We start from the raw sequence: 18700 nt of genomic DNA, 5'->3' as shown, positions 1-18700 counted from the left end.
GACCACGAGATGAGCGAGACGAGCCTGTGGGTGACGCGGTGATCAGCGTTCTGCTGGCCGACGGTCACGACGTCGTGCGTGTCGGCGTGCGTACGGTGCTGCGACCCGAGTCCGGCATCGAGGTCGTCGGCGAGGCTCGCACCGCCGCGGAGGCGCGGCCACTGATCGCGACGCTCCGCCCTGACGTACTCATCCTCGACTCCTACCTGCCCGACTCCTCCGGCGTGGCGCTGTGCCGCGAGGCGCTGGCGATGAAGAGCGACATCCGCTGCCTGATCCTGGCCACCGACGGCGACGACGAGGTGATGAGCCAGGCGATCATGGCGGGCGCGGCCGGTTATGTGCTCAAGCAGATCGAGGCGTCGAGCCTGGTCTCCGGCATACGTCTGGTGGCCAGCGGCCACACCCTCTTCGACCCCGAGGCGGCAGCCAAGGTGGTGCACAACGTCGAGGAGCGCCGCCGGATGCACGAGGTGGTCGCCGAGCTGACCCCGCAACAGCGGCGGATCCTGGTGTTGCTCGCCGAGGGCATCTCCAACCGGCAGATCGCCGATCGCCTGGTGCTGGCGGAGAAGACCGTGAAGAACCACATCACCGGGCTCCTCGCCAAGCTCGGCGTCAGCCACCGCACCCAGGCCGCACTGATGGCGAGCCAGCTGCTCGAAGACGGCGTCGTGCCGCGGCCGGCGCCGCCCGCCGATGATGCGAGGCAGCCCAAGGGCGCGGGACCGAGCGGCGGGCCGATGCCCCCGCATCCTCGCGGCCCGTCCCCTTCCCGCGCCTCCGGTCGAACCCGCTGATCGTCGCCGCGATCCAGGTACCGTGGATGGCATGTGCCGCAACATCCGCCCGCTCCACAACTTCGAGCCGCCCGCCACCAACGACGAGGTCGCCGCTGCCGCCCTGCAGTTCGTACGCAAGGTGAGCGGCACGACCAAGCCTTCTGCCGCCAACCAGGAGGCCTTCGACCGCGCCGTCACCGAGATCGCCCACATCACCCGGCATCTCCTCGACGACCTGGTCACCAACGCCCCCAAGAAGGACCGTGAGGTCGAGGCCGCGAAGCGCAAGGCCCGCGCCGAGGGCAGGTACGCCTCGTGACGCTCGCTTCGGCGAGCACCACCGATTCGTACGCTGCCGCACTGGCCCTTCTCCAGGACCGCCCGCTCGTGGTGCTGACCGGGGCGGGAGTCTCGACGGACTCGGGCATCCCCGACTATCGCAGCCCGGGCAGTCCGGCGCGGCAGCCGATGACCTACCAGCAGTTCATCTCGGGACCGCAGGAGCGGCAGCGCTACTGGGCGCGCAGCCATCTCGGTTGGCGGCGGATGGGCAGCGCGGTGCCGAATGCCGGGCACCAGGCTCTGACCCGGATCGATCCCGAGCTGCTGATCACCCAGAACGTCGACGGACTGCACGAGCAGGCCTCACCCGAGCTGGCCAGGAGCGGCCGGATCGTGATGTTGCACGGCCGGGTGGCTGACGTCATCTGCCTGTCCTGCCGCACGGTGAGTCCGCGCCGCGACCTCCAGGAGCGGATGGAGGTGCTCAACGCGGGTTGGGCAGAGGCGCACGCGGACGTGGAGTCCCGGCCGGACGGCGACGTCGCGCTCGAGGAGACCCAGGACTTCGTCGTGCCCGACTGCGACATCTGCGGCGGCATCCTCAAACCCGACGTCGTCTTCTTCGGGGAGAACGTCCCCAAGGACCGAGTCGCCAGGTGCATGGGGGCGGTCGACGCGCTCGAGGGAAGGGGCGTGCTGCTCGTCGCGGGCTCGAGCCTGGCGGTGATGAGTGGCTATCGCTTCGTGCGCCGGGCGGCGAAGGCCGCGATCCCGGTCGTCATCGTCAACCGTGGCGTCACCAGGGGCGACCGGGAGGCGGCGTACAAGCTGGAGGTCGGAACCAGCGAGTTCCTCACCACCTTGGCACAGCGCAGATCCGGCGGCTCAGGCGGAGCGTGACCGGATCGGCCGTGACTGGATCGGCAGAGCGCCCATCCGGCCGACTGCCTCGTCGACGGACAGTCTGGCTCCGATGAAGAAGTGGTAGACCGGGCCCTCGTCGATCAACAGGACCTTGGCGCTGTGGAAGTCACCGCCGAGATCGGTGAGCACGATCTCCTCGCCCCGTTCGAGATGACGGGTCAGGCCGGTGTCGGTGTGGTGGACGGCGACTGGGCGGAACGTCTCATCCAGCTCGCGACCGCGAGCGGGCAGATGAACGACCTCCATAGAGCTCTCCCCTCCGGAGACCCCCGCAAGTCTCGACATGACAACCGCTGTTGCCCATATCGATGGGCTGGCCAACAGCAGGCCCTGCACGTCAAACATAAGCATCTAGGACCTAATCGGTCCAGAGTCACGTGCCGAATTCTGCCGACGTCAAGAGAATTTCACCCAGCGTTGTGGAAGCAGAAGGGTCAGAGGGCCTTGACGAAGATGTGGTCCGCAGCCTCGGGGATGATCTCCGCGGTCTCACCGCCGGAGCCGAGCAGGACCCCGTCCGGGGTCGCCTTGATCGCCACGGTCTGGTCCGGGGTCGCACCGACCCGGCGGAGGGCGCTCATCAGCGACTCGTCCTTCTGCATCTCCTCGGAAATGCGTCGCACCAGGACGGTGGCGCGATCTGTGCCGGCCGCGGCGGTGAGTGACTGGACGCCGGCCATGAAGTCTTCGCCGGCGGGCTTGCCGCCGAGCTCGTCGAGACCGGGGATCGGGTTGCCGTAGGGCGACTCGGTCGGGTCACCGAGCAGGTCGAGCAGTCGCCTCTCGACGGTCTCCGACATGACGTGCTCCCAGCGGCATGCCTCCTCGTGGACGAGCTCCCAGTCGAGGCCGATGACGTCGGTGAGCAGCCGCTCGGCGAGCCGGTGCTTGCGCATCACCCGCGTGGCCAGGCGAAGACCCTCGTCGGTGAGCTGCAGGTGGCGGTCACCCTCGACGGTCAGCAGGCCGTCCCGCTCCATCCGGGCGACGGTCTGAGAGACCGTGGGGCCGGACTGGTGCAGTCGCTCGGCGATGCGGGCGCGCAGCGGAACGATCCCCTCTTCGACCAGCTCATAGATGGTGCGAAGGTACATCTCGGTGGTGTCGATGAGATCGCTCATGCGGCCACCTCCGTAGCGCAAGCGCCATGATACGGACATGGCCGCATGTTGTCTGGGTGGTTCACTCGCTGACGCTCGCTCACAGGCTAATCCTACATCCTTGAATCAGTCAGAAAAACCGAACCTAGCAGGGTGTGTCCCGAACGACGTCGACCTGCAGCAGAGACCCTGGTCGAGCCCCCTTAGGAGCCCTGGCGTTCTAGGGCTTCGTTGTATCGAGACAGCATACCGCTGAGCTGATCGATCTCGTCGGGACTCCAGTCGGCCAACCGGTCGTTGAAACGTACGCGGCGCTCCCGCGCCACCCGGTCGAGCCCCTCGCGCGCCTTGGCGGTCACCGAGACCAGGCTGGCCCGGCCGTCCTCCGGATCAGGGTGGCGCTCGAGCAGGCCGAGGTCGATGATCGTCTGCACCATCCGGCTGACCGCGCCCTTGTCGATGCCGAGGCCGTCGACGAGCGCAGAGGCGCGCACCGGGCCGTGCTCGGCCAACCAGGTCAGCAGCATGTAGCCGCCCGGCGGCAGATCGGGGTGAAGCATCCGCCCACGGGCACTCATCGCCCGCTTCCCGCGGCGCAGGAACATGCCGAGCTCGGACTCGAGGCGCACCAGCGCCTCGATCCGGGTGGCGTCGATGCGGTCGTCCTCGACGGGCTCGTCAGCAGCGGTCATCTTCGTACAGCTCCCTCGGCCTCGGTCTCGGCCTCAGCGAGGGCCTTCTCGTCGGGGAGGTCATCCACGGTCGTCTTCAGCGGGACCTCCCTGATGCCCACGATAGCGACCAGGGCGAGCAGCGCGCACGGGATGGCCACCAGGAAGAGGTCGGCCGTGGCGACCGCGAAGGCGTGCTCGTAGAGCGCCTGCACCGCAACCGGCATGCTCGCCGGATCGGCGAGGCCGCCGCCCTGCAGGTTCTGGAGCTCCTCGGGGGTGACCTTTCCGCTGGCCACCAGCTCGGGGATCCCGTCGGTGATGACGTCCTCGACCCGGTGGGAGAGCACGGCGCCGAGCGCGGCGATGCCGATCGAGCCGCCCATCGAGCGGAAGAAGGCGACGACCGAGGAGCCGGCACCCATGTCCCGGTTGTCGAGGTTGTTCTGCACCGCGAGCACGAGGTTCTGGTTGGTCGCACCGACGCCGAGACCGACCACGGCCATGAACGCACCGACCAGGGCCAGGTTGGTGTGCTCGTCGATCGTGCTGAGCAGGTAGAGGCCGATCGGAAGCATGATGCCGCCGAAGAGCAGGTAGCGCTTCCAGCGACCGGTGGAGCTGATCAGCCGCCCGGTGACCATCCCCGCCGCGGAGAGCCCGAGCACCATGCAGATCGACATCAGGCCTGCATGGGTCGGCGTCATCCCGCGAGCGGTCTGGAAGTACTGCTGCAGGTAGACCGTCGCGCCGAACATCCCGGCGCCGACGAAGAACGAGGCGAACGTGGAGAGCACCATCGTCCGGTCACGGAAGAGCCGCAGCGGGATGATCGGCTCCTTCGCGAACCGGCCCTCGACCAGGATCGCGAGGCCGAGCACGACGACACTGCCTCCGACCAGGGCGTACGACGTCAGCGAGGTCCACGCGAAGGACTCCCCGCCCAGCGTGACCCAGATCAGCAGGGCCGAGACGCCGGCGACCAGCAGGAAGGCACCGAGGTAGTCGATGCTGACCTCGCGGCGTACGTGCGGGAGGTGCAGGGTCTTCTGGAGCAGGATGAAGGCGATCACCGCGAACGGCACACCGACGTAGAAGACGCCGGGCCAGCCGAACGAGGAGTCGACGATCACGCCGCCGACGAGCGGGCCGATGACCGTGGCCAGGGCGAAGACCGCACCGATGTAGCCGGAGTAGCGACCGCGCTCACGCGGCGAGGCGATCATCGCGATGATCACCTGGATCAGCGCGACGATGCCACCCATGCCGAGACCCGCGATGACACGTCCGGTGATGATCACCGGCATCGACGGCGCCAGACCACAGATCGCCGAGCCGACGATGAACAGGCCGAGCGCGACCTGGACCAGCATCTTCTTGTTGTAGAGGTCGGCGAGCTTTCCCCAGATCGGCGTCGTCGCGGTCATGGCCAGCATGCTCGAGACGACGATCCAGGTGTAGCCGCTCTGGGTGCCGCCGAGGTCGGTGACGATCCGAGGCAGCGCGTTGGCGACCGACGTACTGGACAGCATGGCGACGAAGAGCGCCATCAGCAGGCCCGAGAGGACCTCCATGATCTGGCGGTGGGTCATCTCCGGCGCGGCGATGGCCTGCGAAGAATGCTGGGACTCTGACAAGGGCTGACTCGGCTTTCACTCACTTTGGTTGAACATCGGCAACCAATGTACTTCGATTTAGTTGCTAAAACCAACTTGTGAGTGATGTCGGATCGAGCCGTACGCGGGCTGGGTCCGCTGCGCGCGAGGCGACCGTGTTGGTCCCGACACGCCTCCGCCTAGCGGCTCCGGCGGCTCGACCAGCGGTGTGGAGCGGGGTCTCGACAAGCTCGACCACCGGAGCTCAAAACGGGGCGACCCGCAGACGGGCCAAGAGGCCAACCCGGGGGGATGAGTCCGGTACGCCTGCGGGTCGGGTGGCTGCTTGTGAATTGCCAGCCCCCATCCATAGTTGGGGAAGCTGCTAGCGAGCAGCCACCTCACGCATCCAATCGTTCTTCATCTGATCGGATCACCTCCTTTCCCGTGTGCTTCAACGGTAGGCGCCGGGCCTCTCCGGGATCAAAGGGTTTATTTCTCAGGCCGGCTCTTCGACGAGCGGATGGCTGAACTGCGACTGGTAGAGATCGGCGTACGCCCCCTTGGCCTCGAGCAGCTCGACGTGATTGCCCTGCTCGACGATCGCGCCGTCGCGCATGACCAGGATCAGGTCGGCGTCGCGGATCGTGGACAGCCGGTGGGCGATCACGAAGGACGTACGGTCCGAGCGCAGCGCGGCCATGGCGTGCTGCAGGAGCAGCTCGGTGCGGGTGTCGACCGAGGAGGTCGCCTCGTCGAGGATCAGCAGCGACGGCTCGGCGAGGAAGGCCCGTGCGATGGTGACCAGCTGCCGCTCCCCCGCCGAGAGGTTGCCGCCCTGGTCGGTGACCAGGGTGTCGTAGCCGTCGGGCAGCGAGTGCACGAACCTGTCGACGTACGTCGCCCGGGCCGCCTCGAGAAGCTCCTCGTCGGTCGCGGACGGCCGGCCGTAGCGGATGTTGTCGCGGATCGTGCCCTCGAAGAGCCAGGTGTCCTGGAGGACCATGCCGGTGCGCTCGCGCAGGTCGGATCTGGGGATCGAGGCGATGTCGGCACCATCGAGGGTGATCCGGCCCGCGTCGAGCTCGTAGAAGCGCATGATCAGGTTGACCAGGGTGGTCTTGCCGGCGCCGGTGGGACCGACGATCGCGACGGTCTGCCCGGGGCGAGCCACCAGGGACAGGTCCTCGATCAGCGGCCTGTCCTTGTCGTAGGAGAAGCTCACCTGCTCGAACCGGACCTCGCCGGCCCCGGGACCGGTCCGCGGCGTGCCGACCTCGGGCGACTGCTCCTCGGCGTCGAGGAGCTCGAAGACGCGCTCGGCCGAGGCGACGCCCGACTGGAGCAGGTTCATCATCGAGGCGAGGGTGGTGATCGGCTGGGTGAACTGGCGCGAGTACTGGATGAAGGCCTGCAGCTCGCCGAGGCTCAGCGCACCACTGGCGACGCGCAGCGACCCGACCACGCAGACCACCACGAACATCAGGTTGCCGACGAACATCATCAGCGGCATCAGGATCCCGCTGATGAACTGGGCCTTGAACGACGCGGCGAAGAGCTTGTCGTTCTCCTCGGCGAAGGTCTTCTCGACCTCTTCCTGACGACCGAAGACCTTGACCAGGTCGTGGCCGGAGAAGGTCTCCTCGATGTGACCGTTGAGCTTGCCGGTGTGGCGCCACTGGGCCACGAACTGGCCCTGCGACCGCTTCATCACCGCACTGGTCACCACCAGAGAGACCGGCACCGCGAGCAGCGCGATCAGGGCCAGCATCGGGCTGATCCAGAACATCATGAACAAGACCGTGACCAGCGTGAACAGCGCGGTCAGCACCTGGCTGAAGGTCTGCTGCAGCGTCTGGCTGATGTTGTCGATGTCGTTGGTGACCCGGCTGAGCAGCTCGCCACGCGGCTGCTTGTCGAAGTAGGACAGCGGGACGTTGTGGACCTTCTTCTCGACGTCCTCGCGGAGCCCCTTCACGGTGCCTTGGACGACCGAGTTGAGGATCCAGCCCTGCGCGAAGGAGAGCAGGGAGGCGACGAGGTAGACGACGAGCACCACGAGCAGCGCGCTGCGCAGCGCGTCGAAGTCGACGCCCTGCCCGGGCGTGACGTAGTCCATCCCGGAGAGCATGTCGGCGACCTTGTCGTCGCCCTGGGCACGCAGACCCTCGACAGCCTCCTCCTGGGTGACGCCGGCCGGCAGCTCCCGGGAGAAGACGCCACCGAAGATGATGTCGGTCGCCTTGCCCAGCAGCCACGGCCCCAGCGACATCAGCGTGACGCTGATCGCGGCCAGGACGATGGTGGCGGCGGCATGAATCTTGTAAGGCGCCATCCGGCGCAGCAGGCGCTTGGCCGAGGGCACGAAGGTCATCGCCTTGTCCCCCACCGCGCCACCACCGCCCATCGGCCCGGGGCCGCCCTGCGGACGTACGATCCGCTCGGTCTTCTTCATCTGGCCGGCCTCGTCGGCCTGATCGGCCTGATCGGCCTGACCGGCCTGGTCGGCCTGGTCGGCCTTCTGGTCGCTCATGCTGCGGCCTCCTCTGCACTGAGCTGGGAGGAGACGATCTCCTGGTAGGTCTCGTCGGCGGCGAGCAGCTCCTCGTGGGTGCCCTCACCGACGATGGCGCCGTCCTCGAGCACGAGGATCTTGTCGGCGTCACGGATGGTGGAGACACGCTGGGCCACGAGGATGACTGTGGCATTGCGGGTCTCCGGGGCGAGCGCGGCGCGGAGCCGGGCGTCGGTGGCGACGTCCAGCGCGGAGAACGAGTCGTCGAAGAGGTAGACGTCGGGTCTCCGCACCAGCGCGCGGGCGATCGCGAGGCGCTGTCGCTGACCGCCGGAGACGTTGGTGCCGCCTTGGTCGATCTCGGCGTCGAGACCGGTGCCGTCCTCGGGCGCCATCCGCTCCACGAAGTCGCGCGCCTGGGCGACCTCGAGCGCGTGCCAGAGCTCCTCGTCGGTGGCATCCGGCTTGCCGTGAAGCAGGTTGGACCGGACGGTGCCGGTGAAGAGGAAGGCCTTCTGGGGCACCAGTCCGAGGCTGCTGCGCAGGGTGGCGGGGTCGAGGTCGCGTACGTCGATCCCACCGATGCGAACGACGCCGGCCGTGGCGTCGAAGAGCCGCGGCACGAGGCCCAAGAGCGTCGTCTTGCCGGCTCCGGTGGAGCCGATGATCGCGACGGTCTGCCCAGGCCTGGCCTCGAAGGTGAGGTCGTGGAGGACGGGATGGTCAGCACCGGGGTAGGTGAAGCCGGCTCCGACCATGTCGACATGCCCACGCCGGGAGATCTCGGTGACGCCTGCGGCCGGCGGCACCACGCTGCTCTCGGTGTCCAGGACCTCGGCGATGCGGTCGGCACAGACCGAGGCGCGCGGAACCTGCATGAGCATGAAGGTGCCCATCATGATCGACATCAGGATCTGCATCAGATACTGCAGGAAGGCCGTCAGCGGACCGACCTGCATCACCCCGTTGTCGACCCGGATGCCGCCGAACCAGATCACCGCGACGCTGGCGACGTTGATGACCAGCATCATCAGCGGGAACATGGTCGACATCCAGCGTCCGGCTCGCAGCGCGACGTCGGTGAGCTCGTCGTTGGCCTTCGCGAAGCGCTCGGTCTCCTGCGGCTCACGTACGAACGCGCGGATCACCCGGATGCCGGTGATCTGCTCGCGCAGGATCCGGTTGACCGCGTCGATGCGCTCCTGCACTTTTCTGAAGTTGGGGACCATGCCGCGTACGACCACGGTCATGGAGATGAGCAGGACGGGGATCACCACGGCCAGCAGCCAGGAGAGCCCGGCGTCCACATGGATGGCCATCGCGACGCCGCCGACCATCATCATCGGCACCATCACCGCGAGCGTGCAGGTCAGCACGGCCAGCATCTGGACCTGCTGGACGTCGTTCGTGGTCCGGGTGATCAGCGACGGGGCGCCGAACCGGCCGACCTCGCGAGCACTGAAGGAGCCGACCCTGGCGAAGATCGCCGCCCGCAGGTCGCGGCCGAAGCTCATCGAGCTGCGCGCGGCGAAGTAGACGCTGATGATCGAGGCAACGATCTGCACCAGCGCGACACCGAGCATGATCGCGCCGGTCTGGATGATGTATTCGGTGTCGCCCTCGGCCACGCCCTTGTCGATGATGTCGGCGTTCAGGCTGGGCAGCAGCATGAAGGCCGAGGTCGAGAGGAGCTGCAGGATCGCGATGACGACCAGGAACCTCTTGTACGGGAGCAGGTAGTCCCGAAGCAGTCGGAGAAGCATTCAGGGGGTCTCTCTGGTCAAGATGCCGCCGAGCAGCACGTCGATGACGTCCTCGCTGCTCAACGGCTGGTTTTCTCGGTTCAGGCCGGGGAACCAGGCCCCGGTCGTGAGGCTGCGCAGCACCAGCGCGGCCTTTCTCGGCGAAAGTCGCAGCTCGCTCTCGTACGGCTCGAAGACGAGCCGGGCCAGGTTGTCGACGAGCGCGTTGTTGCCTTCGGTGACGAACGCCGGCGGCCCCATGCGCGGGCGTACGCCCTCGGGGTCCGCCTCCTCGAACAGGGTCGAGCGCACGGCCATCATGACGAGGACCCCGCGCCGGGCGGAGGTCGTGAGCAGGTCGATGACGGCGCGGAGCCTGTCCTCGATGTCGGTGGCACCCTCCACGACCTCCGCGATCGCCTGCCCCGCCCGGGACGGGTCGAAGACGTTCTCGGCCACGGCCCGGTAGAGCTCGCGCTTGTCGCGGAAGTGCCGGAAGATCGTGCCTTCGGCGACTCCCGCCGCCTCGGCGATCAGCCTGGTGGTGGTCGCCGTGCCGTGCTCGATCAGCAGCGCCTCGGTCACGGCGATGATCTCGGCGCGCCGGTCGGCTGCGGGAATCGGCTTGGCTCGCGTACGTCGTTCGTCCACACCGGCGAGTCTAAATGAGTGAGCACTCACTCACAACTCGATTAATGGGTGAAGCCTGCGTCTAAACCCTGTTCGCCGGATGCCGACTAAGGCATGCTGGGGCGCACTGTCAGGCCGACTCGGGCCAGGGCAGCGGTGATCCGACAATCTCGATCACCGAATCCGGAATGGAGACAGCATGCGTAGGTTGTTGACAGGCGCGGCCGCGGTCGCGCTAGGGGTCACCGGCACCCTCGTCATGGCGAGCTCGGGCAACGCCACCTCCGACCAGGAGGTCCGCTATGTCGTGGCATATGCCGAGGGATCCTCGGCCGCCGACGCTCGTGCCGCGGTGAAGGCCGCCGGGGGCGAGATCGTCTCGGAGAACAGTGCAATCGGCGTCGCGACGGTCACCGCGGGCGAGGGCTTCGCCAAGGCGGCCAACGCCTCGGACGCGCTCGTCGGCGCCGCCCAGGACCGGGCCGTGGGCGCCACCACCCCCGACGCGGCGAGCAAGGCCCGCAAGAAGGAGGTTTCGAAGGTCGAGACCGAGTTCCGCAGCGGCGCCAAGGGCACCGCGCCAAAGAAGCCGAAGCCCAAGGGGCCCGCGGAGCCGCTCTCGGGTCTGCAGTGGGACATGGAGCAGATCGACGCCGCGGCCGCCAACAAGACCGAGCGCGGCAAGGGCGTCCGGGTCGGCATCATGGACACCGGTGTCGACGGGTCGCACCCCGACATCGCGCCCAACTTCGACGCGGAGCTGAGCCGCAACTTCACCACCGACATCCCGGTCGACGCCAACGGCGCCCCTGTCGACGGTCCGTGCGCGGACGAGCCCGACGCCTCCTGTGAGGACGCGGCCGACGTCGACGAGAACGGCCACGGCACCCACGTCGCCTCGACCATCGCCTCGCCGGTCAACGGCGTCGGCATCACCGGCGTCGCCCCGCAGGCCGACATCGTCAACCTTCGCGTCGGCCAGGACTCCGGCTACTTCTTCCTGCAGCCGTCGGTCGACGCGCTGACCTACGCCGGCAGCAACGGCATCGACGTCGTCAACATGAGCTACTACGTCGACCCGTGGCTGTTCAACTGCACCAGCCACCCGGCCGACTCCGCCGAGGACCGGGCCGAGCAGGCCACGATCATCGTCGCGATGCAGCGCGGTCTCGACTACGCCCGCTCCCGCGGCGTCACCCTCGTGGCGGCCGCGGGCAACCAGGCGATCGACTACACCAAGCCGCAGACCGACGCGAGCAGCCCCGACTTCGCCAGCGAGCCCGGCGAGGCGGCGTACGTCCGCGACATGCTCGACCCGGAGTCGTGCACCTCGATGCCGACCGAGGGCAACGGGGTCATCGCGGTGAGCTCCACCGGTCCGTCCGAGCGCAAGTCCTACTACTCCAGCTACGGCGACGGCTTCGTCGACGTAGCGGCGCCCGGTGGCGACGCGTACGACACCGCTGATGGCACCCGCGACTACGCCGCCAACATCCTGGCCGCCTACCCCTACGACCTGGCCGTGGCCGAGGGCGCGATCGACCCGGCGACCGGCGAGGTCCTGGTCCCGTGGGCCGTCTCGGACTGCTCCAGCGGCGAGTGCTCCTACTACCAGTACCTGCAGGGCACCTCGATGGCCTCCCCGCACGCCGCTGGTGTGGCCGCACTGATCGTCGGCAAGTACGGCAAGCACGACCGTTCCGGCAAGACCCTCTCGCCCGCCAAGGTCGAGAAGATCCTGCGCAAGTCGGCCACCGCCAAGGCCTGCCCGGTCCCGGCGGACTTCACCTACGTACGCCACCTGCCCAACGGCACCACCGCCACCTCGACCCACACCTGTGAGGGTGGCGAGGCGCCGAACGGCTTCTACGGCAGCGGCATCGTCAACGCCAAGGCGGCGATCGGCAAGCGCTGACCCGGGTGCAGCAATACCCGGTTAACCGGGTATTGCTGCACTTCTCTGGCACTGCAACACCTGAGAAGTGCAGGTTTCCCCGGTTAACCGGGTATTCCGACCACTGCGAAAGGGCCCGGATGCTCATCTCGAGCACCCGGGCCCTTCCCGTCCCTTAGTGTTCGGCCATGCAGAGTTGGCTGGTGGCGCACTGGGTCGAGATCGCAGGGGTCGCCACCGGGGCGGCGTGCGTGATCCTCGCCGCGAGGCGGAGCATGTGGACCTATCCGGTGGGGATCGCGAACACCGCGCTCTACCTGGTCGTCTTCGCCGACAGCGCGCTCTACGCCGACGCGGCGCTGCAGATCATGTTCATGGTGCTCTCGGTGACCGGCTGGTTCGACTGGGCCATGGCCAGGCGGCGGGAGTCGGAGGCGCACCTGCGCCGCGACGAGGCCTTCGTCGGAGGTGCCACGGCCCGGACGCTGCTGCTCCTGGCGCTGGGGTTCGTGGTGGCGCTGGCGGCGATCACGTACGTCCTGTACGCCTTCACCGACTCCACGACCGAGCTGCCCGACGCCACTGTGACCGCGGGCAGCGTCATCGCGCAGATCATGCTCAACCGACGCTGGTGGCAGTGCTGGCTGGTCTGGTTGGCCGTCGACGTCGTCTCCGTCGGTCTGTACGCCTACAAGGGACTGTGGCCGACCGCGGTGCTCTATCTCGGCTTCTGCGTGATCGTCCTGGTCGCGCTGCGGGACTGGCGCAGGGTGCTGGCCGTCCAGCGCGAGCCGGAGGTCGCACATGTCTGAGCCATACCCATCTGAGAGGGCATTCGGGCACGGCCTCGTGCTCGGCAAGTTCTACCCGTTCCACGCCGGCCATCAGGCGCTCATCCGCGCCGCCCTGCGGGCCTGCGACCGGGTCACCGTCGAGCTCCTCGGCTCCCAGGTCGAGACGATCCCGCTCGAGGTGCGCGCGGAGTGGCTGCGCGAGGAGCACCCGACCGCCCACGTGGTCGCCGCGATGGACGATGCCCGGGTCGACTTCGACGACCCGGCGGCCTGGGACGAGCACATGGTCGTCATCTCCGACCTGCTCCCGGCGCCCGTCGACGCGGTCTTCTCCTCCGACCCCTACGGCGAGGAGCTCGCCCGGCGGCTGGACGCGACCTGGGTTCAGGTCGATCCGGGACGGGCGCTGAACCCGGTCTCCGGCACCGCGATCCGCTTCGACCCCACCGCGAGCTGGGCCGAGCTGCCCGCCCCGGTACGCGCCTGGCTCACCGAGCGGGTCGTCGTGCTCGGCGCGGAGTCGACCGGGACCACGACGCTGGCCGAGGAGCTCGCCGCCGACCTGGGCACTCACTGCGTACCGGAGTACGGCCGGCTCTGGTCGGAGATCCGTCCCGGCGGCCTGTTCACGCCCTGGCGCAGCGACGAGTTCGACCTCATCGTGGACCGGCAGATCGGGTGGGAGGACGCCGCCCGGCGCCGGGTGCCGAAGCCCGTCCTGGTCTGCGACACCGACGTCCTGGCCACCACGCTGTGGCACGAGCGGTACGTCGGCCCGACGCCCGACCACCTCCGCGCTCGCGCCGAGGCGCACAGGCCGGTCGCGTACGTCCTGACCGGGGACGAGATCGCGTTCGTGCAGGATGGGCTGCGCGACGGCGAGCACCTCCGGCACGCGATGCAGGATCGGTTCCGCGAGGTGCTGGCCGACCAGCCGGTGCCGTGGATCGAGGTCCGCGGCAGCCACGCCGAACGGCTCGCTGCCGCCAAGGATTTCCTCGAGCCGCTGCTCGGGCAGAGCAACCGGATCGGCCCGTCATTGGAGGAACTGGGTAGATGAACGACCGTTGGCAGAAGACTTCGGCGTCGCCGACCGTCCCACACGTCCACCACAGTGGGCCGCGCGACGGGCTCACCGCCGCCGACCTCTTCAAGTCCCCTGACGAGACCGTCGAGCTGGACGAGAAGCTGCGGCGTACGTATTTCTGGTTGGTCAACAAGGCGGTGATCTCGCCCTTCTACGACGTCGAGTTCGACGCCGCGAAGGCCAACCGGTTCCCGCTCGGCGATGCGGGCGCGGAGATCACGCTGCCGACCCAGCCGGCCTACTCCTCCAACGTGCTGCTGCCGCTGCTCACCTTCGCCGTCGGCGGCAAGTGCCTGATGATCGGCGGACCGGGCCGCGGCAAGACGACCCTCGCGGTGCTGATGGGGGTGCTGTCCGGGGCGACCCCGGAGGACGTACGCCGCCACCTCCAGCAGGGGCAGCCGCAGCTGACCGTGTCGGATCTGGTCGGGCTGCCGCTGCCGCGCGACCTCGTCTCCGCGGGCTCGTTGGCCGAGATCACGATCGCCTGGAAGTCCTGGCTGACCGAACCCGTCAAGATCGTCGACGAGTACAACCGCATCCCCACCAAGACCCAGTCGGCGCTGCTCACCATGGTCGCCGAGGGCTATGTGGAGAGCCACGACCAGCTGCGTAGGACCGCTCCGGAGGAGGGCGTCGAGAGCTGGTTCTTCACCGCCAACGACGATGCGGGCGGCGGCACCTTCCAGGTCATCCAGGCCCTGAAGGACCGGCTCGACGTCACCGTGCAGGCGTTCGGCTTCAACGGCCGCTTCTTCGACGAGCTGGTCACCCGGGTCGAGGCCGGCGAGCGGCCCGAGGAGCACGTGCCGTCCTCGCTGATCTTCTCGCCCGACGAGCAGTCCACGATGCTGGCCGCGATCCGGGCGGTCCCGCTGCCCGCCGACGTACGCCGCAGGCTGGAGTACTTCACCGGCCAGTTCGAGTTCGTGCAGCACGGCGGCCGGCGCTTCGAGTACCGCACCAAGGACGTCGTCGCCACCGCGGGCGGGGACGTGAGCGCGGTCATCGACGCCAACTCCGGCGCCGACCTGGTGGTCGACCTCGGCTCGCAGACGCTCAACGGTCTCTCCGTGCGGGCGCTGCAGACCCTCATCCTGTACGCCAAGGCCTCGGCGTGGTTCCGAGGCGCCTCGGCCGTGGGGCTCGACGACGTGCGCGCCATGGTGCCGTTCGTGCTCCGCGGCAAGCTGCTCCCCAACCCGCAGCATCCGCGGTTCGAGTCCGGCGACAAGGAGCTCGCCCACGACCCGGCATCCTGGCTGATCGACCTCTTCGACACCGCGATGAAGCAGTTCATCGCGCTCGGCCTCGACAGCGCCGACCCGGTAGGCGACCTGCTCGCGGAGCTGGGCGGCGGCCTTGACGGGCTCGACCGGCTGACCGTCTCGCAGCGGCTGACCCGGATCGAGTCGGAGGTCGGCCGGATCTCGAAGGTCGGCAAGATCTACGGCCGCGACTACGACGACCTGGTCGCGTTGAAGTACCTCCACCAGCGCTACTCCAACTATCTCCACTGGCTGGAGGGGTCATGATCCGGCGACCTGGGCACTCGGTGAACGCCGCGGTACGCCGCGAATCGGCGCCACTGCCGTCGGCAGCCGGGCTCGACCTGGAGCTGGCCGTCGCCAACGTCGCCCGCTGGGTTGGTGACCCGCAGCTGTTCAGCAGGTTTCTCGCGGCCGGGCTCGCGGGCCCCACGTCGGTCTCGGTCGACGTCGGGCAGGATCTGGCCGCCGTCGCCGCCTGGCGCGCCGGGGTCATCGGGCTGCGTACGGACGCACTTCGAGCGGTGTCGGCCTGCCTCGACGCGGGGCTCACGGACGCCGTCGGCGCGACGCTCGGGATGCCGGGCACCGACGTGGCCGGCTTCGTCGAGGGGCAGCGTACGGACCGGTTCTTCTGGCCGGCTTGGCAGAACCTCGGACGTGCCTATCTGGTCGCCCGGATCGGTGGGTTCGCCGGGCTCGGCGGGCCTTGGCTGGCCCACCCCGGTGATGTCATCGCGACGGGCGAGGGGCAATGGCTCGTGGAGGTCGGCGAGGAGCTGTGGGAGATCGACGCCGACCTGTTCGGCCACTCGGTCTCACCGGCCGACAGCGACCCGACAGAAGCCGGCGACCCCGTCGCAACCGCCGCAACCCCCGGCATCCGGGTGGTCAGCGTGCCCACGTCCTACCTGCTCGAGGTCGTGCGGGAGGCCGCGTGAGGGCACCGACCGCGGCCGAGCGCGAGGCCTGGGAGGCGGCCCTCGACCTGTGGGGCGTGGACCTCCACGACCCGGTCGTGCACACCCGCTCCGACCAGGGCAGCTTCGCCTGGTTCGGCTTCCCGCCTGAGGTCAACGTCGACCCGGGCGAGCTCGCGCGCCATGGCGGGAAGAACCATCTGACCAGCGTCTTCGCCCACGAGATCGGTCACCACGTGCTCTCCCCCAGCACCCGGGTCGACTCACTGAAGATCCGCCAGCAGATGGCCCGGGTGATCGACCTCTACGACCGGCGTCACCGACTGGATCTGGCCGCCGCAAGCGGCTTCTGCGCCAACCTGTGGTCCGACATGCTCATCAACGACCGGGTGATGCAGCTGCAGCGCGCCCGGCTCGCCCCTGGCGAGACCCCCGACATGGTGCAGCTCACCCAGGCACTGGCCGCGCCCACCTTGGCCAAGGGGCTGCGCGGCGCCGAGGACAACGAGCTGTGGTGGGTGGTGCAGCGGGCGTACGAGCTGCTCTGGCGGCTGCCCGAGGGCGATCTCGCCTGGTCCGAGCCGCCGACGCGGTGGAAGGCGGACTATGAGCAACAGCTCCGCAACGCCCGGCGCCGGCTGCACGGCTCGAAGTCGAAGCAGCGAAACGAGGCCTACCAGCTCAAACGGGAGGTCGCCGAGCTCGAGTACGACCCGCGCGCGAGCCTCGACCCGGCTCACGACGCGACGACGGTGGCCGATGTGGTGCGTACGCTCGCCGCCGATCCGGTCAGCGGGGCGATCCCGTGGGCGATGGTGATGGCGCCCTATCTGCTGCTGGGGTTCAAGAGCAGCGGGTGCCACGAGGACTCGCCGGGTGCCCCCAGCGCGGCCGAGCTCGCCGGAGCGATCGGCGACCCACGGCTGCAGAAGCCGTTGGTGCACCCCGAGGACGCCGAGGTGGTTCCCGCCGACGCCGCGGCCGCGACCGCCACCGACGGCAGCGGGCAGGCCCTCGGGCTGGCCCGGACGCTGGAGCTGATGGCCGGTGCAGACCCCAACGCCGTGATGGCGGCCTGGTACGAGGCAGAGGCGCGTCCGCACGTCGCGCCGCTGGTGCAGCGCGGGCTGGCCCCGGCCGGGCCCGCGATCCCCGGCCCGTTGGAGGAGTGGGAGCTCGGCGACGACCTGGCCGAGCTGGACTGGCCGGCGACACTGACCACCGGAGCCGTCTTCGTTCCCGGGGTGACCACGCGGCGGCGTACGTTCATCGCGGACGAGCCCGAGGTCGACCACGAACCCGTGCTGCTCGACCTCTACCTCGACTCGTCCGGGTCCATGACGCACCCGCAGCGCGGCTCGGCGGCGATCGTCGCCGGGACGATCCTGTCGCTCTCGGTGCTGCGCGGCGGCGGGCGGGTGCGGGTCACCTCGTGGAGCGCGGCCGGGCAGGTCGCCGGCGACAGCGTCTACACCCGCGACCGGGTCGAGATCATGCGCCAGCTGACCACCTACTTCGGCGGCGGCACCACCTTTCCCCTGGACCTCCTGCATGCCCGCTATCCCGAGACCCAACGGCCGGCCGCGGGGCAGCGCCACCTCGTCGTGCTCTCCGACGCCGGCCTCGACACGTTCCTCGGTCGCGGCCAGGAGGAGTACGCCGGTGTGGCCGCTGCCGTGCGGCGCGTGATCGACACCGGGTCACTGATGATCATCGGCTACTGGCGCGGGCAGTGGCGCGAGCAGGCCGATCGTCTCGGCTACGACGTCGCCGAGATCCCGGACGTGCTGCAGGCGCCGGCGGCGTGCGCGGCGCTCGCCGAGCGGATCGCCGGCCATCGAGCCTCGGGTACACCGAAGGGAACGCGCAATGGTTGACGAGGAGCTGTTCGAGGCCTGGCTCGACGAAGAGCTCGATCTGGACGCCGCCTGGGACGGCTTGGCGCCGGGTCCGACTGTGGACGAGGTGATGGCCCGGCTCTCGACCACGCCGTCGTGGTTCCTCGACGACGGTGTCGACATCGTGGCGCTGGCCGGGGACGTGCTGGACGAGTCCGGGGGGCCGGTCATCGCGTCGGCCCGGAGGGCCGTGGCGACCTCGAAGGTCGTGGCTCAGCAGGGCGTGGCCGTCGTGCTGTGGCTGGTCTCCTCCCAGGAGCTCGCCGGTCGGCTCTCGACCGATCTGCGGGTCGATCGTCTCGACCGGGCGCTGCTGGCGATGTCGCTGAGGCTCGCCGCCGTGGTCGAACCGCAGCGCTGGGTCGAGGAGGCCGAGCGTCGGGAGGAGGCGGCACGCACCCTGCTGCTCTGGTGCGGGCAGTGTCCGGGCGGCGAGAGCGAGCAGAACGCCCGCGCCATCCTGTCCCGCCTCGACTCCGCCGCCCGCGCCGAGGCGCTGGAGCGAGCCCGACGCGACCGGAAGCACCGCTCGGAGATCCGGCGGCGGCTTGAAGAAGCGCGGGCGCGTGAGGCAGCCACCCGCTACAGCCCGGAGTGA

At 69.0% G+C, this 18700-nt stretch carries 17 protein-coding genes; 10 read left to right on the top strand and 7 right to left on the bottom strand.

Features of this window, described 5'->3' with window-relative positions; genetic code table 11:
- The first annotated feature begins 38 nt into the window (after positions 1 to 38).
- The 3 genes from BJ988_RS27555 to BJ988_RS27545 are packed head-to-tail and all read left to right on the top strand — an operon-like array spanning position 39 to position 1964.
- Positions 39 to 800, top strand: a complete 762-nt coding sequence (locus BJ988_RS27555; RefSeq protein WP_179661011.1) for a response regulator — start codon at positions 39 to 41, stop codon at positions 798 to 800.
- 31 nt (positions 801 to 831) lie between these two features.
- Positions 832 to 1101: a DUF2277 domain-containing protein gene (locus BJ988_RS27550; RefSeq protein ID WP_179661010.1), complete on the top strand. Its 270-nt coding sequence runs from the start codon at positions 832 to 834 to the stop codon at positions 1099 to 1101.
- A complete protein-coding gene (locus BJ988_RS27545) occupies positions 1098 to 1964 on the top strand; it encodes a Sir2 family NAD-dependent protein deacetylase (protein ID WP_179661009.1) in 867 nt (288 codons plus the stop codon). Before BJ988_RS27550 ends, BJ988_RS27545 begins: the two co-directional genes overlap by 4 nt.
- Here BJ988_RS27545 and BJ988_RS27540 read toward each other — a convergent pair.
- The 7 genes from BJ988_RS27540 to BJ988_RS27510 all read right to left on the bottom strand — a co-directional run bounded on the left by BJ988_RS27540 (position 1950) and on the right by BJ988_RS27510 (position 10262).
- Complete coding sequence (locus BJ988_RS27540; protein WP_179661008.1) at positions 1950 to 2234, bottom strand: hypothetical protein; 285 nt, start codon at positions 2232 to 2234, stop codon at positions 1950 to 1952. The genes BJ988_RS27545 and BJ988_RS27540 overlap by 15 nt on opposite strands.
- A 188-nt stretch (positions 2235 to 2422) precedes the next feature.
- On the bottom strand, positions 2423 to 3109 hold the full coding sequence (locus BJ988_RS27535) for an iron-dependent transcriptional repressor DtxR (protein WP_179661007.1): 687 nt from the start codon (positions 3107 to 3109) through the stop codon (positions 2423 to 2425).
- A gap of 182 nt (positions 3110 to 3291) precedes the next feature.
- Complete coding sequence (locus BJ988_RS27530) at positions 3292 to 3780, bottom strand: MarR family winged helix-turn-helix transcriptional regulator (protein ID WP_179661006.1); 489 nt, start codon at positions 3778 to 3780, stop codon at positions 3292 to 3294.
- Positions 3777 to 5396 carry an MDR family MFS transporter gene (locus BJ988_RS27525; RefSeq protein ID WP_218861146.1) on the bottom strand — a complete coding sequence of 540 codons (1620 nt, stop codon included), beginning with the start codon at positions 5394 to 5396 and terminating at the stop codon, positions 3777 to 3779. Before BJ988_RS27525 ends, BJ988_RS27530 begins: the two co-directional genes overlap by 4 nt.
- Before the next feature lie 457 nt (positions 5397 to 5853).
- On the bottom strand, positions 5854 to 7887 hold the full coding sequence (locus BJ988_RS27520; RefSeq protein WP_425490895.1) for an ABC transporter ATP-binding protein: 2034 nt from the start codon (positions 7885 to 7887) through the stop codon (positions 5854 to 5856).
- The gene (locus BJ988_RS27515; protein ID WP_179661005.1) at positions 7884 to 9632 is read right to left on the bottom strand and encodes an ABC transporter ATP-binding protein; all 1749 of its coding nucleotides are present in this window, start codon (positions 9630 to 9632) and stop codon (positions 7884 to 7886) included. Before BJ988_RS27515 ends, BJ988_RS27520 begins: the two co-directional genes overlap by 4 nt.
- Positions 9633 to 10262 (bottom strand): TetR family transcriptional regulator, encoded by a 630-nt coding sequence (locus tag BJ988_RS27510; RefSeq protein ID WP_179661004.1) that lies wholly within the window; start codon positions 10260 to 10262, stop codon positions 9633 to 9635. It abuts the gene before it with no gap.
- 178 nt (positions 10263 to 10440) lie between these two features.
- Here BJ988_RS27510 and BJ988_RS27505 point away from each other — a divergent pair, with 178 nt between their 5' ends.
- The 7 genes from BJ988_RS27505 to BJ988_RS27475 all read left to right on the top strand — a co-directional run bounded on the left by BJ988_RS27505 (position 10441) and on the right by BJ988_RS27475 (position 18700).
- On the top strand, positions 10441 to 12156 hold the full coding sequence (locus tag BJ988_RS27505) for a S8 family peptidase (RefSeq protein WP_179661003.1): 1716 nt from the start codon (positions 10441 to 10443) through the stop codon (positions 12154 to 12156).
- 167 nt (positions 12157 to 12323) lie between these two features.
- Positions 12324 to 12947, top strand: coding sequence for a nicotinamide riboside transporter PnuC (pnuC, locus tag BJ988_RS27500; RefSeq protein ID WP_179661002.1), 624 nt, complete (start codon positions 12324 to 12326; stop codon positions 12945 to 12947).
- Positions 12940 to 13989, top strand: a complete 1050-nt coding sequence (locus BJ988_RS27495) for an AAA family ATPase (protein ID WP_179661001.1) — start codon at positions 12940 to 12942, stop codon at positions 13987 to 13989. Before pnuC ends, BJ988_RS27495 begins: the two co-directional genes overlap by 8 nt.
- Positions 13986 to 15551 carry a MoxR family ATPase gene (locus tag BJ988_RS27490; RefSeq protein ID WP_179661000.1) on the top strand — a complete coding sequence of 522 codons (1566 nt, stop codon included), beginning with the start codon at positions 13986 to 13988 and terminating at the stop codon, positions 15549 to 15551. The genes BJ988_RS27495 and BJ988_RS27490 overlap by 4 nt, the downstream gene beginning before the upstream one ends.
- Complete coding sequence (locus tag BJ988_RS27485; protein WP_179660999.1) at positions 15548 to 16225, top strand: potassium transporter Kef; 678 nt, start codon at positions 15548 to 15550, stop codon at positions 16223 to 16225. Before BJ988_RS27490 ends, BJ988_RS27485 begins: the two co-directional genes overlap by 4 nt.
- The gene (locus tag BJ988_RS27480; RefSeq protein WP_179660998.1) at positions 16222 to 18081 is read left to right on the top strand and encodes a VWA domain-containing protein; all 1860 of its coding nucleotides are present in this window, start codon (positions 16222 to 16224) and stop codon (positions 18079 to 18081) included. Before BJ988_RS27485 ends, BJ988_RS27480 begins: the two co-directional genes overlap by 4 nt.
- Entirely contained in the window at positions 18074 to 18700 is a 627-nt protein-coding gene (locus BJ988_RS27475; RefSeq protein WP_179660997.1) for a phosphohydrolase, read from the top strand. Before BJ988_RS27480 ends, BJ988_RS27475 begins: the two co-directional genes overlap by 8 nt.

Source organism: Nocardioides panzhihuensis, assembly GCF_013408335.1.
In the GTDB taxonomy this organism is placed as follows: Bacteria; Actinomycetota; Actinomycetes; order Propionibacteriales; family Nocardioidaceae; genus Nocardioides; species Nocardioides panzhihuensis.
Note: the sequence above shows the minus strand (reverse complement) of the source record. Positions and strands in the feature narration are given on the sequence as shown.

Coding starts and splice junctions, on each gene's coding strand:
- BJ988_RS27520 (WP_425490895.1), bottom strand. CDS start 7,887: ATGAGCGACCAGAAGGCCGACCAGGCCGACCAGGCCGGTCAGGCCGAT.
- BJ988_RS27515 (WP_179661005.1), bottom strand. CDS start 9,632: ATGCTTCTCCGACTGCTTCGGGACTACCTGCTCCCGTACAAGAGGTTC.
- BJ988_RS27505 (WP_179661003.1), top strand. CDS start 10,441: ATGCGTAGGTTGTTGACAGGCGCGGCCGCGGTCGCGCTAGGGGTCACC.
- BJ988_RS27530 (WP_179661006.1), bottom strand. CDS start 3,780: ATGACCGCTGCTGACGAGCCCGTCGAGGACGACCGCATCGACGCCACC.
- BJ988_RS27535 (WP_179661007.1), bottom strand. CDS start 3,109: ATGAGCGATCTCATCGACACCACCGAGATGTACCTTCGCACCATCTAT.
- pnuC (WP_179661002.1), top strand. CDS start 12,324: ATGCAGAGTTGGCTGGTGGCGCACTGGGTCGAGATCGCAGGGGTCGCC.
- BJ988_RS27550 (WP_179661010.1), top strand. CDS start 832: ATGTGCCGCAACATCCGCCCGCTCCACAACTTCGAGCCGCCCGCCACC.
- BJ988_RS27490 (WP_179661000.1), top strand. CDS start 13,986: ATGAACGACCGTTGGCAGAAGACTTCGGCGTCGCCGACCGTCCCACAC.
- BJ988_RS27540 (WP_179661008.1), bottom strand. CDS start 2,234: ATGGAGGTCGTTCATCTGCCCGCTCGCGGTCGCGAGCTGGATGAGACG.
- BJ988_RS27475 (WP_179660997.1), top strand. CDS start 18,074: ATGGTTGACGAGGAGCTGTTCGAGGCCTGGCTCGACGAAGAGCTCGAT.
- BJ988_RS27485 (WP_179660999.1), top strand. CDS start 15,548: ATGATCCGGCGACCTGGGCACTCGGTGAACGCCGCGGTACGCCGCGAA.
- BJ988_RS27495 (WP_179661001.1), top strand. CDS start 12,940: ATGTCTGAGCCATACCCATCTGAGAGGGCATTCGGGCACGGCCTCGTG.